The 16,830-nt window shown below is 46.0% G+C and carries 14 protein-coding genes and 1 pseudogene; 12 read left to right on the plus strand and 3 right to left on the minus strand.

The window, feature by feature from the left end; translation table 11 throughout:
• Positions 1 to 14 precede the first annotated feature (14 nt).
• The 9 genes from ACK8P8_RS06595 to ACK8P8_RS06635 are packed head-to-tail and all read left to right on the plus strand — an operon-like array spanning position 15 to position 11,258.
• Positions 15 to 1,454 carry a murein transglycosylase domain-containing protein gene (locus tag ACK8P8_RS06595; protein WP_410025629.1) on the plus strand — a complete coding sequence of 480 codons (1,440 nt, stop codon included), beginning with the start codon at positions 15 to 17 and terminating at the stop codon, positions 1,452 to 1,454.
• Positions 1,455 to 1,468: 14 nt separating this feature from the next.
• Entirely contained in the window at positions 1,469 to 3,208 is a 1,740-nt protein-coding gene (locus ACK8P8_RS06600) for a C25 family cysteine peptidase (RefSeq protein WP_410025630.1), read from the plus strand.
• Positions 3,209 to 3,241: 33 nt separating this feature from the next.
• Complete coding sequence (locus tag ACK8P8_RS06605; protein ID WP_410025631.1) at positions 3,242 to 5,524, plus strand: double zinc ribbon domain-containing protein; 2,283 nt, start codon at positions 3,242 to 3,244, stop codon at positions 5,522 to 5,524.
• A 33-nt stretch (positions 5,525 to 5,557) separates the two neighbouring features.
• Positions 5,558 to 5,851, plus strand: a complete 294-nt coding sequence (locus ACK8P8_RS06610) for a hypothetical protein (protein WP_186975205.1) — start codon at positions 5,558 to 5,560, stop codon at positions 5,849 to 5,851.
• A 53-nt stretch (positions 5,852 to 5,904) separates the two neighbouring features.
• Positions 5,905 to 7,101: an SEL1-like repeat protein gene (locus ACK8P8_RS06615; protein WP_227214561.1), complete on the plus strand. Its 1,197-nt coding sequence runs from the start codon at positions 5,905 to 5,907 to the stop codon at positions 7,099 to 7,101.
• Positions 7,102 to 7,150: 49 nt separating this feature from the next.
• A complete protein-coding gene (locus ACK8P8_RS06620; protein ID WP_176555053.1) occupies positions 7,151 to 8,062 on the plus strand; it encodes an LpoB-related protein in 912 nt (303 codons plus the stop codon).
• 9 nt (positions 8,063 to 8,071) lie between these two features.
• Positions 8,072 to 9,319 (plus strand): DUF6175 family protein, encoded by a 1,248-nt coding sequence (locus ACK8P8_RS06625; protein ID WP_186975208.1) that lies wholly within the window; start codon positions 8,072 to 8,074, stop codon positions 9,317 to 9,319.
• Between the two features lie 29 nt (positions 9,320 to 9,348).
• Entirely contained in the window at positions 9,349 to 10,689 is a 1,341-nt protein-coding gene (locus tag ACK8P8_RS06630) for an LPP20 family lipoprotein (RefSeq protein WP_410025632.1), read from the plus strand.
• Between the two features lie 11 nt (positions 10,690 to 10,700).
• Positions 10,701 to 11,258: a hypothetical protein gene (locus ACK8P8_RS06635; RefSeq protein WP_186975210.1), complete on the plus strand. Its 558-nt coding sequence runs from the start codon at positions 10,701 to 10,703 to the stop codon at positions 11,256 to 11,258.
• Between the two features lie 38 nt (positions 11,259 to 11,296).
• On the opposite strand, the gene ACK8P8_RS06640 is transcribed toward ACK8P8_RS06635, so the two are convergent.
• The 3 genes and pseudogenes from ACK8P8_RS06640 to ACK8P8_RS06650 all read right to left on the minus strand — a co-directional run.
• Entirely contained in the window at positions 11,297 to 11,983 is a 687-nt protein-coding gene (locus tag ACK8P8_RS06640; protein WP_410025634.1) for a response regulator transcription factor, read from the minus strand.
• On the minus strand, positions 11,968 to 13,167 hold the full coding sequence (locus ACK8P8_RS06645; RefSeq protein ID WP_369860660.1) for a sensor histidine kinase: 1,200 nt from the start codon (positions 13,165 to 13,167) through the stop codon (positions 11,968 to 11,970). Before ACK8P8_RS06645 ends, ACK8P8_RS06640 begins: the two co-directional genes overlap by 16 nt.
• 124 nt (positions 13,168 to 13,291) lie before the next feature.
• A pseudogene (locus tag ACK8P8_RS06650) lies at positions 13,292 to 13,533 on the minus strand (BRO family protein); the annotation flags it as partial.
• A 213-nt stretch (positions 13,534 to 13,746) separates the two neighbouring features.
• On the opposite strand from ACK8P8_RS06650, the gene ACK8P8_RS06655 reads away from it, so the two are divergent.
• From ACK8P8_RS06655 to ACK8P8_RS06665, 3 genes are read left to right on the plus strand one after another with little or no spacing between them, the layout of a single operon-like run.
• Entirely contained in the window at positions 13,747 to 14,412 is a 666-nt protein-coding gene (locus tag ACK8P8_RS06655) for an ABC transporter ATP-binding protein (protein ID WP_410025635.1), read from the plus strand.
• 30 nt (positions 14,413 to 14,442) lie between these two features.
• Positions 14,443 to 15,660, plus strand: a complete 1,218-nt coding sequence (locus ACK8P8_RS06660) for an ABC transporter permease (protein WP_410025637.1) — start codon at positions 14,443 to 14,445, stop codon at positions 15,658 to 15,660.
• Positions 15,654 to 16,823, plus strand: a complete 1,170-nt coding sequence (locus ACK8P8_RS06665) for an ABC transporter permease (RefSeq protein ID WP_410025638.1) — start codon at positions 15,654 to 15,656, stop codon at positions 16,821 to 16,823. Before ACK8P8_RS06660 ends, ACK8P8_RS06665 begins: the two co-directional genes overlap by 7 nt.
• The last annotated feature ends 7 nt before the right edge of the window (positions 16,824 to 16,830 follow it).

The following is a 16,830-nucleotide window of genomic DNA, read 5'->3' on the forward strand; positions in this document are numbered from 1 at the left end:
AATGTGTTGCGAGTATGAAGAAATGTGTGTTTGTTTTTTTGATCATGATTTTAGTGGTTTATGGTTATGCACAGACGGTAACATCGACGAAGACGCTTACCGATTCGCTTCGTGTGCAGTTCGAGAAAGATGCCAAGCAAATCACGTCTGATTTTGAGGCGTATAGTAAACAGGCTCGTGAAGAGTACGCGAAATACGAGGCACAAGCAAAAGCGGATTATTTTCGTTATGTCCGTTCTATCAAAAAGGTATGGGGGGAAGATAGTGTTATTGACAACACCCGGACGGAATGGGTGGAATACAGTGATGATTATCATAGCCGTTCCATTGTCGATTTTGACAAAGGGGAGATTTTCGTGGAGATAACGCTTGACGATATCGGCGTTACGGATTCTACCGAGATAAACGCACGTTTGGCGGAGGCCATAGAACGGATGTTGAACAGCAGGGGTTCGACCTGTCCTTACCAATCTTCTGTTGACGCATCGGAAGCCTTGACGCAAAAACCTATCCTTGACGGGCTTGTTGATTTCTCCAAGTATAAATTCGATACGTCGTCAGCCTCAACGGACAGGAAACCGACATCCGCCCGTCCTGTCCCCCCGGTGCCGACCGTGAAGGGGAAAAATCTGACGGTTGATCGGAAGCAGGATTCGCTGGCACGAACTGTTGACACGGGGAAAACGATGGCACAGCGTGCTCTGGAGAAAGACAATAAAAGAAATGGTAATCCTCTCGCTAGTAAACAGGAAGAGGCTCGTGAGCGTGCCGAACAAAAAAAGCAGGAATGGTCTGGCAAAGGGGAAACGGCATCTATCGCGAAAGCTATCGCGGCGCAAAGTAAAAAAACGGTCAAGGTAACGGGAACGAACAAGGAAGCACGCCAAGTGGTGCAGGTGCAAATGAGCCTTGTTGCCGATAATCTCTCGAAAAACGCGGCTCTTTATAAAGACCTTGTAGCGGAATTTTCGCGCGTCTACCAGATTGAGGCGTCACTTATTTATGCCGTGATGGAGCAGGAATCCTGTTTCAATCCCGAGGCAACGAGTTGGGTTCCGGCTTACGGGTTGATGCAGCTTGTCCCGACGTCGGGAGGTTTTGATGCGTTTCGCTACGTGTACAAGCGCGAGTGGATTCCCACGCGGAGTTATCTTTTCAACCCGCGTAATAATATAGAATTGGGTACCGCCTATTTGCGTGTTTTGTCGAACCAGTTCGCGTCGGTTGCCAATTCCGATTGCCGCAAGTTGTGCGTGATTGCCGGGTATAATACCGGGGCGGGAAACGTGAGCAGGGCTTTCACGGGAGCAACGAACCTGAATAAAGCCATCCCGTTGATAAACGAATGCAATTATGAACAATTATACAGTCATCTCACGACTCGTCTGAGCACGAGTGAAGCCCGGAATTATGTTTCGGGGGTGACGAAACGACAGAAAAAGTATCTCAAATAAAAAATGAAATAACGATGTATTGCCCTGAATGCGGAAATAAAATAGAAGACGGGAACGTGCTTTTTTGTTCGGAATGCGGAACAAAATTGGAGAGGGACGTTCACACGATGAACAAGGATTCCATGGGTTCGTCCTCGTCTAAAGAAGCGGGTATTCATGGATTGCTCTTCACGAATCTGAATTTGCTGGCAGAAAAACTGGATGTTGACGAGCAAAGTTTAACAGCCGTGTTTGACAAATTTATCGTGGAGAAAAGGAAGTGTGGCGTTTCATACAAACTTGTCGATGCCGGTAATTATTCTTACGGGAAGAGCGGTTTTTTCGGGAAGACCAGAACGGTTAGTTTAAATGCCGACAGTTCGTTGTGGGATTATATGGACATACTGATGGATGTTCATCAACGGGAAGAAGCGGCGGGAAAGGAAGAATCACAATACCTGTTTATTATAGGAGGAAGCGATATTATTCCCATGCCGTGCGTTCGTCATTATATCCCGGATGATAGTAATGATGACAGTATCGATACGGATATACTTTACGCTTATCCCTACGGCAAGGAGATGCTTGCTTTACTTGAAAGTCAGGAGATATTCAAGTACGAACAGCTTTTTTTCGTGGGACGGTTGCCTTTCGGGGAGGATGCGTCATGTGAAGATTTACTCGATTACCTGAAGCGGGATATAGAAAATTCTCACGGTATTCCGATGATCGCGGCTTACGGGCAATGCGATCCTAACTGGAAGAATGTGTCCGTCCGCGTGGCGGGTGATCTTTTGAGCGGTAATTATTTGCGTAATTTCGACGGTCGTTTGCCGGCTGATTGTTATTATAACCGGCTTATTCTTTCTCCCATGGTTATGGAGGAGAATGTCAGCCAAGTTTTCCACGCGGGAGCTTCTTTGTATTATTATAACCTTCATGGAGGGGAAGGATTGGAGTCACGCGGTTATTTCGGAGCCATGCTTCATAAAAGCGGGGAGGGAGCTTATCCGGTCATCGAGCCGGAACACATGATGACTTGTCTGGCTCCTAATATCGTTATCAGCGAGGCTTGTTACGGGGGACGTTTTATCGGGTTGGATAGGTATCACAGTATGTTATTGGCCTCGCTCTCCGCGAACACGTTGGCTTTCGTGGGGTCGTCGCGGGTGGCTTGGGGTTCCGTGGATTCTTTGAATGCGACTCCTTCCACGGTTGCTTTGTGCGAGGCGGATATCATCGCCAGTTGCTTCATGAATGCCGTTTTGCAAGGATATACCGTGGCGCAGGCATTGTTTATCGCGCGTAGTGCTTTGTTGCAGGGAACCGATCAGGGCAGTTTATACTCGGCTTTGACGATCGTGGAATTTAATCTTTTCGGGGACCCGACTCTCTCGATGAATTTTTACAAGGGGGGAAAGTCAGAGGGCGAAAGGCTTGGGAAGAAGGCTCTGGTTCCCGAAGACGCTAAAATCGGGTGTACTGTCGAGAGAATTAAATCGGGGAATAGGAGCGGTTCCATTCTGGAACAGGTGCGCAGTGCCGTTGATGGTAATATTCTCCAAATTCACACGATGATAAATCAATACCTATACGCGAATTATGGCGTGGTACCGCGTGAGGTTGACGGGATTTTCAAGGTGCGATATAAAGACGGGCGGGAAGAATTACAGTTTAATTATGACATGGAGGCTCAAGAGGGAAAAATACCTGCCCGTTATGTCATAACGACCACTGTCGGCGGGGAAATCAAGCGTGTTTACACGGCAAAATGAAATATTTAAAATAAGATTGTAAAACGAAATATTATGAATTGTCCTAAATGTAATACAGTCCTTCGTGCGGGTGCAAAGTTTTGCACTTCTTGCGGACAGAAAATAGAGGCCTCGATGGAATGTCCTCAATGTAGTGCTCCCTTGAAACCGGAGACCAAGTTTTGTACCAAATGCGGCCATCGAATGGTTCCGGCGGAAAAAGCACCGGCTTCACCGCAACCGGAAGCGTCCGACTTGAATACGGTGAAGGGGCGTATTTATTGGAATATACAACCGGGGCAAGTTGCCCGGGTGATCAGTGAGGCGGAATTTGACTCTTATAATAAGATTCAAGGCATTATCATACCGGAAGGAACAACAGCATATATCCGGGCTAACGGGCGCACTATCGCTTCTATCAGCGGCGGTACTTATGATTTTACGGGTTCATCGGAACAAGCGATTAATAATGCGGGAAGAAATTTGCGGAAAGGATGGGAATTTATTGTCAATTTATTTAAAAGCCGCAAGCGGGAGGAGGGAGATAAGACCGGGGAGGAACTTTACCGGCAGCAGCAGAATGTGATTCAAGAAAACGCGAAGCGGGGAGCGGCTTTTTCAATTATCATTTTGTTGGACAAAGCGTTTCCGCTTCTCATCGGTTCCAAACAGCAGCAGATTGACGGGTACAAGGATTTTACCCCGATGAATATTCAGACCCGGTATCTCGATATGGAATTGGGCGTGAATGCCTATTTCAAGATTTCAGACCCGGAACGGTTTATCATTCACTATTTGACGGAGCGGCAGGTGCTGAACACGGCGTTTATCGTGGACGAGATAACCGATACCGTCCGTACGGTACTCCAAGATGCGTTGTATGACGTGGAACTCTCTTCCAATCGTATCCCGAAGGAACTTCACTCGATGTTAAAAGACAAGATTAACGCGGTTGCCGCCGAGGCGTTCTTCGGTGTGTCGGTCGTGCGTATCGTGGAGATTTCGGCGGCGAACGAGGATTTGGAGCGTTTCAGGGCGTTGAGTCGTGAATTGTATCTTTCAGAGAAAGAGTTGGATTACCTGCGTCGTTCCAATGAATTCAAGAATAGATTGTCCGATACCGTGAACGCGCAACGGTTGCATGAAGCCTCGTCCGATTTGGATTTGGACAAGCAATTGGAAGTGATCAATCATGACCGGTTGTTGCACGAAGATGAAGTGGAAAAATTCAAATATTTCCTGAAAAACGAGCGTATCGTGCGTGAGGCGCAGAATGATGACGAGCGTAACGCGGCTTTAGCGGAATTGGCCAAGACGGGCTTGATCCGTGAAGATGAAGTGTATGCGCTTCAGGATCAGTTGCAAACGAACAGCTACCAGCGGGGGATGGCATTCCAGATGATGCAACTTCGTGACGGTATCGAGTTCGAGCGTGTTCGTCTGGAAGGTGAAGCTGACAAGGCGGCAGTGATTATCAAGAAGGAACTCGAGTTGACCGGTTTACGTGACGATTATGACGACAGCCGTTTCTATAAAGAAGTTGAAAAACAGCGTACGCTTGCCGAAACTAATTTGGATTTGGAACAGCGTAGCCGTGATATGGACTATCAGGATGTCAAGCGTATGCACGATATGGAACGGGAGGATGACGATACCCAATTCCAACAGTTCATGGCGATGCAAAAGGGGGAGGAAGAAGGAAAAGAAAATCAGCGCCGGCATGAGGCGGAACTGGAACAAACGCGTTTGAAGAGTGCCGAGGAGTTGGAACGTCTGAAGTGGGAGAACTCCAAGGAACTTTCTGACGAGAAGGTGTGGGCGTTAAGCGGTGGCGATGCTGCCGTGGCGTATGCCGAGAACAGGTATAGCGCGGATGCCGAGCGGGAAGCGAGCGAACGTCTGGAAGCCCAACGGCGCGAGTTGGATGCGCGTCTGGAAGCGGAACGCGCGTCCCGTGATGCCGAGCACCGGGATAATCAGAGTCAGATGTTCGGGATGATGCGCGACATGATGGCTATGACCGGGGGTATTCAAGCCCAGAAAGCGGAGGAGCGGGATAGCCGGACACGGGAAAAGATGGAGGAAAAAGACCGTCAGTTGCGTGAACGCGATGAGCGTATTCTGCGGCAGGAGGGACGGATGGATACGGCTTACGACCGTGCGTTGGATTATAGCACCCGCGGTAACGCGCCCGCTCACCCGCGGCAGAACGCGGAGTCGGAACAGGTAGCACGGCAAGCGGGAGCGAAAACGGTTGCTTTTGTCGTGTGCCCGGAATGCGGGAAGCAGTTGGAAGCCGGAATCAAGTTTTGCGAGGATTGCGGAGCCGAGGTATAGCAAAAGAATTTCTCATTTCAAAGAGTTAAGGATATGACAATAATTCATGGAATCATAGAGTGTCGTTTGCAGCATGTCGGGTCGAAGTCGGAAGGCGTGAGAGCGGTTCTGAAAGGAGATGACGGCAGGACGTATAAACTCTATCGGGTTGGCATTTTACCTGCCGGGGATCCTTTTTTTATCCCTTATGACGGGATGCGGGTCGGGATTTCCGGAAACGCGGAGGAAGCGACAGGGAGTTTTTGTGTAACATCTATTCTATTGGATGACGGAACGGAAGTTTTTTCGCAACCGGTAGAACCTCCCGTTGCCGACGAGTCTGTTTAGTCCTATGTGCTGTACGAGTTTAAAGAAAAAAAATGAATTAAAAATACGAGATTATGAGCAAAAAGAGATATTGTCCGGAATGTGGTCAGGTAATGGAAACGGATGAACGTTTTTGTCAGGATTGCGGGGCAGAGGTACCGTGTGATCCGGATAAAGACCGTGCCGCGGCGGAGGCGGTTTTGAACGAGGTCAAGCCTTCGGACACGGAGGGATCTATCATCGGCGCGGGGGCGCGGGCAAACGTTACCGGGGGCATCAATAAAACTTCAACTACACATACTAATGTCAATACCTCCCATGTGGATAATTCCGCTACCGTCCATAATAACACGACGATAGTGATGGGAAAGGGGGAGATTGAATATTGTGAGGTATGCGGGAATCCTTTCGGGGAGAAACACGCTCGTTGTCCGAAATGCGGCAAACAGATATGTTTTGACTGTAAGGTGAAGAACAAGAATCGTTGCGTGGAGTGCGAGAAAAAGTCCGTGAACGAATACAGTGTCGCTTTTCAGCAATTGCTCTTGACGACGAACGGGAATATTGGTATTGCCGGACGGCAGATGATGAATCAGAAGGCGAGAGAGTTGGACGTGGAGGACTCGAAAGAGGCTATCGAGGAGGAGATGAATGAATTGTACAAACCGGTGGATAAGGCTGTACAACCCTTGGTTGGGGGTGCTGCAACATTCACGGGACAATCCGTTCAGCAAGCGGAAATAGCCGGAAAAGGCGTGGGAGCTTTAACCGGGGACAAACCTCTTCAGCCTCGTTCGACAAGCAAAGGGAAAAACAAGTGGCTTCCTGCGGTTGTTATCGTGTTTGTCGTGATTGGCGTTTTTTTCGTTTTTGGCAAGAAAGATAATTCTTCCAAAGAAACGGCTTCTGTTCCCCCGACGGAACAAAAACAGACGGTTTCTAAACAAGCGGCTCCGGCTGCGGAACAGAAAGCCGCACCACAGGTCACAACTCCGGCGAAAACGGAAAAAACGGCGGTAAAGGCTGAACAGCCCGTGGTGGCGAAGAAAGATGCTGATTATGATGCGGGAATGGCGGCTTATGATAAGAAGGAGGGGATTGAAGCCATTCGCCTTTTCAAGAAATCCGGCAGTGCGACGTCTTATTATATGCTGGGTAGGATTTATGAAAGCGGCTGCGGTAAAGTGGCTGCCAACGCAATGATGGCACGGCAGAATTTTAAGAAAGCTGCCGATATGGGAAATGAAGACGCGAAAGCGAAATTGAAATGAAAATAAAAAAACATATTAATAGAATTTACTAATGACTAAAATTGGCGCTATGTTAAAAATTGTTTTGAGTGTTGCCTTGTTCTGTGTTGTAGCAATTGCAGTTCAAGCTCAGGAAGTTAAGAAACCGCGTTTGTACGTGGAGTATTTCACGGAAGCGAATGGAGTATCGAAAGCGGACGGCGATAAAGTTCGTCAGGCGGTGATCGATGCCCTCAGCAAGACAAAGCGTTTCGAGTTGGTAGACCGGGATGTTGAAAGCTCTCTTAAAAAGGAAGAGGAACGCCGTTCCGACGAGAAAGCGATGGGAGATGAAAAAGCCCGTACACAAACCATGTCTGCCGCCGCCCATGATTATATCTTGAGCGGGAATGTATTGGGTTGTTCCGTGAAATCCGAACAAAAAGACGGCAAGACGATGTACACCTGTGTTTTGAATTATTCTGTCACGTTGACGGAAGTTACCACGTCAACGACTGTTGCAACCAAAGCGTTCGATCATTCACCTTCGGGGATAGGCGGTACCGTGGGTAAACTTTTGGATATGTCGGATTCGAAAGAAAAGGCAATTGCCGGTGCCGTTAATATGATTTCCAGTGATATTCAGGATTTCCTGATCAAGGAATTTCCGTTGGAAGGTACAGTTATCCCTTTGGACTATGAGGTGAAGAAGGACAAAATGGTAAAGTGTTACATTGATTTGGGGGCTGAACACGGGGTTAAGAAAGGAGATTATTTTTCCGTTTTGTCGCCCAGCGTAAGAGCCGGTCGCACGACTTACAGCGAAGTGGGGCGGTTAAGAGTGGAAGAAGTGGTAGACGGAACCATGTCGCAGTGTAAGGTGGTGCAAGGGGACAAGCGAGTGTTTGCCGCGATGGAAAGTTTTCAAGCACTGGATGAAGCGGCACAGAAGAAACAAGCTCTAAAGATTAAATCTACGGTGGCGCCTTTATTATCATTTTAATAGTCAGCTATGAAAAAAATAATTAGCCTATTTTGTGTACTATTATTCGGGGGTGTAATTTCAGTAAAGGCTCAGGATTATCTTCAGATTGTTTCTTTGGAATCGGATAACGGGACACAAGCTGTTTTTTCTTCCGCGGGGGCGGCTGAGAATAAAAAAGGGATTGAAACAGACGCTATAAAATCACTTATCTATACCTTGTTTTTTCAAGGTGTAGAAGGTGTTAATGACGGGAAACCTTTGGTTAGCAAGCCTAACGAGGCCTATACCAATTCGTTTTTTAATAATCAGGCGCGCTACGCTTCTTATGTGGCGCGTACCGAAGAGGCTGTCAAGGCCGCGAAGATTGGCGGACGTTACCAAGGGACGACGCGTGTCACGTTGCGCCTTCGCCAATTGATAAACGACGTGAGGAAGAACACGGGTTATGACCAGATGGTGGCGGAAACTCCTAAACCCCGCCTGCCTAAACCCACAATCATTGTTGTTCCTTACAAGAAGGAAGGCGAAAGTTTTCAAAGCATACTGGAGAATGACTATGATCTTCGTGTTGCCGTGGCTGCCGTGCAGAAAGGGTTTGAAGATTGTGATATTAAAACGAGGGATTTGCAGGGGACTATCGACGCGATGAAACGGCGTATGCAATACGAGGACAATGCCGGTGCGGCGGATTCCAATGATAAGCAGCTTTTGCTGTCGTCGGGTGCGGATGTGTATGTCACCGTGGATATGAAAAAGGATGTCACGGAACAGGATGCCCGCGTATCATTGATAATGAAGGCTTACGAAACGGCAAGCGGAACTATCTGGGCGTCGGAAGACGGGTGGACGAATCGTTTCCGTACCAGAGCCACGGATGTTTTGTGTTCTCATGCCGTTAAGGACAATCTTCCGAAGTTCTTGGAACAGATTGTTAAGAATTATTCTCAGCCGGCACGTGTCGTTTTGCAAATATCCATTAGCGGAAGTTCTATAAGTTCCTTGAACGATGCTTCCTGCTCTAATGGAGAGCGGATTTTGGATTTTATCCAGAATTGGTTGGATCGTAACGCTTTTGAAGGGGATTATCATATGCAGGGTATTATGGGAGAGTCGGCTATATTTGATTATGTCATGATTCCTATGCAAGACGAGAACGGTTACAAAATGACCGCGGACAAATTCGCCGGTCAACTGGGACGGCAACTCAAAGAACAGGGTGTTTCCGCCTCTTATCGTATCGAGGGCGGCACGATTTTGCTGATGCTGGATTTGTAGAGAGTAATAACAGTTAAAAGAAAAGGATTATGCGAAAGATTATTTTAAGCTTGTTGCTTTCCGTGTACGGTGTTTTTCAAGCCGGAGCGCAGGAACCCGAATGGGTAAACAAGCGTCCGACTTCGCCGGATATGTATATCGGCATAGGCATGGCATCGCTGACAGAAACCGACTACATGAAAAAGGCCACTCAAAATGCTCTGTTGGACATTGTTTCACAGATAGCGATAAAACTTGAAAATAATTCTTTTTTACATCGGGTGGATGTAGACGGGAAGTCGCGCGAGATGTTCGAGGACAAGATACACGGTTCGTTGGCGGCTTGGATAGAAGGGCAGGAGTTGAAGGATACCTACCAATCCGGACAAAAATACTACGTGTATTATGTTCTGGATAAAAACGTGTATGCCCGGAAGGCGGAGGAACGCAGGCAGCAGGCGATAAAAACGGGTATGGATTACCTGCAAAAGGGACGTGCCGCGGAAGAAGCCATGAATCTCACGCAAGCCGTCCAGCTTTACGGTAAAGGACTTGAAGCCGCGGAACCGTGGGTGTTTATGGATTTGACGACGGACGAGGGGGGAAGGTCTGTAAATGTTCCCGTTGAACTTTACAATGCCTACATGAATGTATTCAGCGGTATGGCTATTACCACGAATGTCGTTCAAGTGGAAGGGGAGGCTTTCAAGGCGGTTGCTGAGCCTATTGCCGGGTGTCTTTCAAAGAATGGCGTTGTTGTTCCCAATGTGAAGTTGAAAGCGTCGTTCGTGTCCGGTAGCGGTGCCGTGTCGCCTGCCATACAGACGGATCACACGGGGACGGCTGAATTTTACGTGACGAATATCACGTCTAAAGAAGATGTGCAGGAGTTATGCGTTTCTATTGACGAGTCGTTCACGGACGCTCTTCCTGAAGCGTATCGCCGGCTGTTACAAAATCAAACGTGGCCGGCTGCCAAGGTTTCTATTCTGTTGAAAAGTGCCCCGATCACGGCTTACTTGTATGTCAACGATAATGACTTGGAAGGATGTGAACGCCATATCAGCAGTTTATTGACCAACAATTATTTCACGCTGTCGGAAGACCCGGATGCTCCACAATGTTTTGTCGATTTGTCAACAAAAATGGAGATGGGGGAAATGGTTACCGGTGGTATTTATGATTTGAATGCGTGTTATTGTACACTCGTTCTCAAGATTTATAATAACAAGAATCAGCAGATGTTACTAAACTATTCGGTGAATCGCGTGAAAGTTCTGGTACCTATCAGTAAGTCTGCGGAAGAAACTATTTCAATGTGTGTGCGGGAAGTTATGAAACGTGTCAACCGTGAATTACCGGACCGGATTAAAAAATTAAAAATCAATTAAAATGTAAGATTATGAAACATTATGCCTTGTGGGTAATATTTTTAGTTCTGTTTTTCTCGTTAGTCGGTTGCGGCTCATCGAAGAAAGTACAGGAAACATCTCCCGTATCCACTTTTATCATGCCCGGTTCCGAATATGTCAGCGGCAACGGTGTGCTTCGCGGATGGGGTTCCGGGAAGTCCGACAGCGAGGCTTCTGCCCGGAAGAAAGCACAGATGATGGCTTCCGCTGAATTGGCCGCCATGTTGTCTAAAACCGTGGAGGCTACCGTTGAAGAATACACCACGGTGCTGTCCGAGGGGATGTCGTCCGCGTCCAAATCTTTGCTTCAGGACAAGACGAAAGTAACGGTGAAAAAGACTTTGGTGGGGGCTACTATTGTATTCGACCGTTGGACACAGGATGAGCAAACCGGACAATACACGAATTATATTGTTCTGGAACTGAAAGGAGCTGAATATTTGGATGCTCTTTACAAGGAATTAGGCAAAAATAACGAGGATTCTATTGATAAAGAATTGTTGCAACGCCTTTTCTTGAAGTCTATTGACGAAAACGCGAAAAAGTAAAATATTTCCCCTGCCCGGAGAAAAGAAGGGCAGGGGGACTATAATTCGTTCACGAGTTTATAGCCCGTGGCAAATTCATTTTGTATCGCGATGGTTTTATCTGCCTTTAGTTTTTTATTCAGCAGGCAGACATACCGGGTGAGCGATTTCTCTTTGTCGGTGGAATAAATGTTCCAGAGGGTTTCGCACATTTCTACCGTGGAGATTACTTCGTTGATACGCAAACAGAATAACCATAGTATTTTGGCTTCCATGCCTTTCAACTCTTCCTTTTTGCCGGAGATGACGAGCAGGCGATTGTTTTTGTTGAAAGTGGTGGTGGGGGACAGGTGGAAAAGTCCCTGTTCTTGTTCTTTGTTCAGACGGCGGGTTCTGGCAATGGCCTTGTCCACACGCGCCCGCACCTCGTCAACGCTGCAACCTTTGACAAGATAATCGTCAGCCCCCTCGTACAGGGCGTGATTGTGATTGGCGGAACTGAGGATAACGATGGGTACTTGATCGCCGGTTTCACGGACAAGGCGGATGAGTTCGTGCCCGTCTTTCCCCGGTAAATCCATGTCAAGCAGTAGCAGATCCCATTTTCCCGTTTCGTATAAGCGCCACGCCTCGTTACCTTCCGGGGCGACTTTCACGGAGAATCCCGCTTCTTCCAGTATTTCCGTGTATACCGCCGCCGCCGTGGCGTTGTCCTCGGCGTACAGTATTTTTATTTTTTCCTCCATTTGCTAATGTATATAGTGAATGTAGAACCTTTTCCCGGGGTACTGTTTACCGTGATTCTGCCTTTGTGGGCTTTCACCACGTTGTAGACGTAATTGAGTCCCAAGCCATATCCTTTCTTCCCGTGGGCAGGCTCTCCTTTATTGACTTGATAATATTTATTGAATATGTGTTTCTGTTGTTTTTTAGGTATTCCGACGCCGTTATCCCTGACTTCGATAACGAGGGTTCCTCTTTTCTGATAGCATATGACGGTGACGTGAGGTGCTTTACCACTGTATTTTACAGCGTTATCGAGTAGGTTCTGGATTGCTCCCAGCAGGTAGAAATGGGAAACATACGCGGTTTCCGATTCCACGAGGTAGCGCAATTGCAGTTGAAGGTCTTTTTGCCCGTGGTTCGCGAGGCGTTGTTTTTCGAGCAGGGCGAGTAATTCATCTTTTAAGTTGAATTCACTTCTGTTGATTTGAAGATGAGCGAGCCCGCTTAATGTTTTCAATAATTGTTGGGAGCCTATTTTTAAACGGTTGGCTTCTTCCTGTATAAGGTGGATTTTCTTTAAACCTTGTTCGTCTTCCGGGGCGATGGATTTTCTTTCGACAAGTTCGGCAAGCGTGGAAATACTGCTTAGCGGGGTTTTCCAGTCGTGTACTACTTGTTTTATCATTTGTTCCTGCAAGCGGGACAGGTGTTGCTGGGCGTGTGACAAGTATAGCAACCCGAACACGAGCAACAAGGTCAGAGCCACGATGGCAAGCATATCCTGCCATGATTTTTCCAGCAGGTACGCGAACGGAAAGTTGTAGTGAACAAGCAGAACTTCGCCGGGTGTGTCCGCTATCGGGTAGGCTTTAGCGTGAATCATTTTCGCTGTGTTTTCCCTGTTGCGGGAATAGTGAAAAAGTTCCAAACCACTGCTGTCTATTTGTTGAATAACAAAATGAACGGGGTAATGCGTGCTTCCGTGTAGAAGGCTGTCCAGTTGTACAAAGGTGGGGACAGGGTCGGGATGGATGTCCGATAGTGACAATGCCTTGATGTTATTGTCAATGATGGAGTCCACGTGTATTTTCCACTGTGTTTTCTCGTTCTCGTATAGTTTGATTCCGGAAAATAGCTGGTTGATCCACAACAATATGAATATTGCGGATGTGATATATCCTATTATCCTTAAATCATGCTTCATATACACCTTTATTGTGTCGTTCCAACAAGTTTACAATAAATGGCCGGTGAAAGTATGCTGTTTAGACGACGGGGTAAAAGTAATTATTTCAAGTTGATTTTGCAAGGACATGAAATTATCACTTGGCGACTTGTGCCATCCATAACTTGAATGGTTCTGCTTTAGGCGAAGGAATGGATTGTATTAACCGGAATAATTGTTCGGTATCAGCGACATCCGTCATGTGATTTTTCCCGTCAGACGAGTGTATTTTTTGGGGTTTGGACTATCCGTTAAGACAGCCACTACATCCACAATAGAGAAATACCATTCCTCTTTGTCACTATCCCATACGGTACGAACTTTCTTTTCTTCGAAAACTTTTATCGCGTTTTGTCATGATATCTTGTTTTGCACTACGTAAAGATAGCTATTTGGAATGATTTATCCTAATAATAGATTAGCAAATTCGGTTACCAAGGTAACTTTTCTTCAATTAGTACTACTGAAAATTACAATACTTTTACAATACTTTTAGACGTTTCTTTAGGATGAGGTTATCTAAGTTTGTAGCGTAATAATAACTAAAACTGAACGCGTATGATAACCTTGGAAAATATTAATAAGACGTTTTACACGAAAGAAGTAGAAACCCGGGCATTGGAAGATATTAATCTGACGGTGGAAAAGGGTGAATTTGTTGCTATCATGGGACCTTCCGGTTGCGGGAAGAGTACGATGTTGAATATCATGGGACTGTTGGATAAGCCGACGAGCGGCTGGGTGATTATTGATGATGTGCGGGCGGATTCACTGTACGACAAGGATATGGCACGGATACGAAACCAGAAGTTGGGTTTTATATTCCAAAGTTTCCATTTGATTCCCTCGTTGAATGTCTTGGATAATGTTTTATTACCCATGCTGTACCGCCGGGGAACTTCCCATTCGGAGGATAAAAAAAGGGCTTTGGAGATATTGGGTAAGGTGGAGTTGTCACATCGGTTGAAACATTTCCCCTCGCAATTGTCCGGTGGTCAGTGCCAGCGCGTGGCAATTGCAAGAGCCTTGATCGGACAACCGAAAGTAATTTTTGCCGATGAGCCGACGGGTAACCTTGACAGTAAAATGGGAGCGGAGATCATGGATATTCTGATTCGCTTGAATCAAGAGGGAACAACTATCGTGATGGTGACTCATGACGAGAAATTGGCACGGGAAACGGGACGAATCATACGTTTGTTTGATGGAAAGCTAGTGTTATGAGAAGGGTGTTTTTCTGATAAATTTTCAGTTATGGGTAAATTACGAATTTATTTTAAACCGATATGGTACAATATCATGCACCATAAGGCGTATGCCGGGTTTTGTGTGTTCGGGACGATGTTGACGTTTGTGTTTATCACGATATTGTTGCAGGTGACGAACGTGATAGTGGGGAATACGCCGCCAGCAACGAAGGCTGACCGTATCGTGAGGGTGAATGCGGGGATTTGGGATGAACGAAGAGAGGTCTTTTTTGAGCGGAAAGATGTTGAAGCCATGATGAATAATGTTGTGGGGTATGAAACGTACACTTGTTCTCATAGCCAAAATGGTAATATTATATTGAATAATAAATTACTGGATAATAGTGTGTTGTTTGTTGATGCGAAATATTGGGATGTTTTTCAATACAAGTTTATCAAGGGGCGACCGTGGAATAAGGAGGAGAGCAGACAGCCTTATGTGGTTATTAACGAGAGTTTCGCTATGAGTTATTTTGCCACAGATGATGTGATTGGTAAGGAAATAGAGTTTCAAGAGATAACGTATAAGGTGTTGGGGGTGGTTGAAGATGTATCCATGTTTGCTTATGGTGGTAATAGCCCTGTGTTGGCTCCGGAGAGTTTTAGTGACTTTTTGATGGGAAGACGGATTGTAAACATTCATGTTTTATTCCCGGAAGGGATGTCGGTGGAAGAAATGAAAAAGAGGTTGACAAACGGTTTTAATATTTGGGCAGAAATGGCATCTTGGGGGAGTAAGGCTCAGGTTCGTTATTTTTCTACGATACAAGAACTTCTGGCTGAAGATTATGGAGGGGATTTGTTGTTGGTTGGTGTTGGAGGAATCCTTTTTATTCTGTTGTGTATCCCGTTATTGAATATTGTTTTATTGAATATGGCGAACACAAGTGTTCAAATTGCGGAAATAGGTGTGAAGCGGGCTTTGGGGGCTAATCGTTTTGTGGCTTTCATGATGATATTGTCAGAGAATTTTGTTTTAGTTATAGCGGGATTGGTCGGGGGTATTATACTGGTATATCCTGTTTTGCAGTGCATGGGACTATTGTATTTAGATGAGGATGCCTTCGGAGCATTGGCTGTAATGCCTCAATTGGATTGGATGATAATTTTATTTGTTGTCGTGCCTTTGTCTATTTTGTTTTCGTTGATTGCCGGGGGGATTCCTGCTTATTTGAATGTAAAACGCCCTATTGTGGAAATGTTGAAAGGAGGTTCTTCATGTTGAAACATATATTCGTGTTATTTTTTAACCAGAGAAAAAAGTACACGGGAATTCTCGTGGGACAAATGCTTGTGTTTGTCGTGTTATTGTATTGTTTGATGGCTGTTTTCGAGGCAATTCAACGATATTATATGCCCGGTATGTTGGAAACGGATAACGTGGTTTATTTTTCTAATTTTAGACGAGGAGCAAGGGGAGTTATTGACGGAAATTATAGTGATGACGAAAAAATAAATAGTTTGTGTAAGCGTTTGGAAGCCTGTTCCATGGTGGAGGCTGTAGCTCGAACGAGATTTTTTGTTCCCTATTTGGAGGAAGAGCGAAATTATTTTTGGAGTTCTGTCAAGGTTGGAGGTAACGAGATAGATGTTGGGATTAAATGTGCGGAAGAGAAAGCGATGCTTGTTTTTCGTCCCGTTTTGGAGGAAGGACACTGGGTTGAAGAAAAGAATTTGGAGGATGGATCGATACCCGTGGTGGTAACCCGGCAATTGGTTGAGAAGGCTGGTTGGGTAAATGCTTTGGGCAAAAAGATTTATGGTTTTGGTGGTGAGTTTACAGTGGTAGGGGTGATAGCGGGATTAAAGAATCATCCTTTGTCGCAACCTCGTCCGATATTGATATTCCCTTATTCTTTTCGTTCAAATGACCGGGGGTGTTGCGTACGAGTGAAGGCGGGAGAGATGGATAATTTTCGTGATTATTTGTACCGGGAGTTTTACAAAATATTCGAGAAGGGAAAAGACGGGTTGACTGTTGTAGATCTTGAAAAACTTAAAAGAGTGCGTTTGCGTCCGGATTTTTTAATGTTGATTAGTCTGCTTGTTCCTACCGGATTTTTACTGGTATTTGCTTTCATGGGTACGTTCGGGATATTTTGGCTTTATTCCACAAAGCGGAGAAAAGAGTTCGCTTTGCGGTTGGTGGTGGGTTCTACTTCCCGAAATTTGTTCCGATTTATCATTTTAGAAAGTATTCTACTAACGATGATGGCATTGGTGCCGGGATGCATTTTGTTCTGTTGGGTGTATTCGTTTTCGACGGTGAATTTGATGGCGTTAGGGACGGCAGCCGGAGTGATGATGTTGTTCTCGGTGTTTAGTGCGTGGTGGCCTGCTTATCAAGTATCTAAGGTAAATCCGATAGAGGCGATGCGGGAAGAATAATTAAAAT

The sequence above is a fragment of the Butyricimonas muris genome, assembly GCF_046365375.1.
Classification (GTDB): domain Bacteria; phylum Bacteroidota; class Bacteroidia; order Bacteroidales; family Marinifilaceae; genus Butyricimonas; species Butyricimonas muris.

What these genes read in the sequence shown, in the direction of transcription:
- ACK8P8_RS06595 (WP_410025629.1), top strand. Translation starts at nt 15, where the DNA reads ATGAAGAAATGTGTGTTTGTTTTTTTGATCATGATTTTAGTGGTTTAT.
- ACK8P8_RS06600 (WP_410025630.1), top strand. Translation starts at nt 1,469, where the DNA reads ATGTATTGCCCTGAATGCGGAAATAAAATAGAAGACGGGAACGTGCTT.
- ACK8P8_RS06605 (WP_410025631.1), top strand. Translation starts at nt 3,242, where the DNA reads ATGAATTGTCCTAAATGTAATACAGTCCTTCGTGCGGGTGCAAAGTTT.
- ACK8P8_RS06610 (WP_186975205.1), top strand. Translation starts at nt 5,558, where the DNA reads ATGACAATAATTCATGGAATCATAGAGTGTCGTTTGCAGCATGTCGGG.
- ACK8P8_RS06615 (WP_227214561.1), top strand. Translation starts at nt 5,905, where the DNA reads ATGAGCAAAAAGAGATATTGTCCGGAATGTGGTCAGGTAATGGAAACG.
- ACK8P8_RS06620 (WP_176555053.1), top strand. Translation starts at nt 7,151, where the DNA reads ATGTTAAAAATTGTTTTGAGTGTTGCCTTGTTCTGTGTTGTAGCAATT.
- ACK8P8_RS06625 (WP_186975208.1), top strand. Translation starts at nt 8,072, where the DNA reads ATGAAAAAAATAATTAGCCTATTTTGTGTACTATTATTCGGGGGTGTA.
- ACK8P8_RS06630 (WP_410025632.1), top strand. Translation starts at nt 9,349, where the DNA reads ATGCGAAAGATTATTTTAAGCTTGTTGCTTTCCGTGTACGGTGTTTTT.
- ACK8P8_RS06635 (WP_186975210.1), top strand. Translation starts at nt 10,701, where the DNA reads ATGAAACATTATGCCTTGTGGGTAATATTTTTAGTTCTGTTTTTCTCG.
- ACK8P8_RS06640 (WP_410025634.1), bottom strand. Translation starts at nt 11,983, where the DNA reads ATGGAGGAAAAAATAAAAATACTGTACGCCGAGGACAACGCCACGGCG.
- ACK8P8_RS06645 (WP_369860660.1), bottom strand. Translation starts at nt 13,167, where the DNA reads ATGAAGCATGATTTAAGGATAATAGGATATATCACATCCGCAATATTC.
- ACK8P8_RS06655 (WP_410025635.1), top strand. Translation starts at nt 13,747, where the DNA reads ATGATAACCTTGGAAAATATTAATAAGACGTTTTACACGAAAGAAGTA.
- ACK8P8_RS06660 (WP_410025637.1), top strand. Translation starts at nt 14,443, where the DNA reads ATGGGTAAATTACGAATTTATTTTAAACCGATATGGTACAATATCATG.
- ACK8P8_RS06665 (WP_410025638.1), top strand. Translation starts at nt 15,654, where the DNA reads ATGTTGAAACATATATTCGTGTTATTTTTTAACCAGAGAAAAAAGTAC.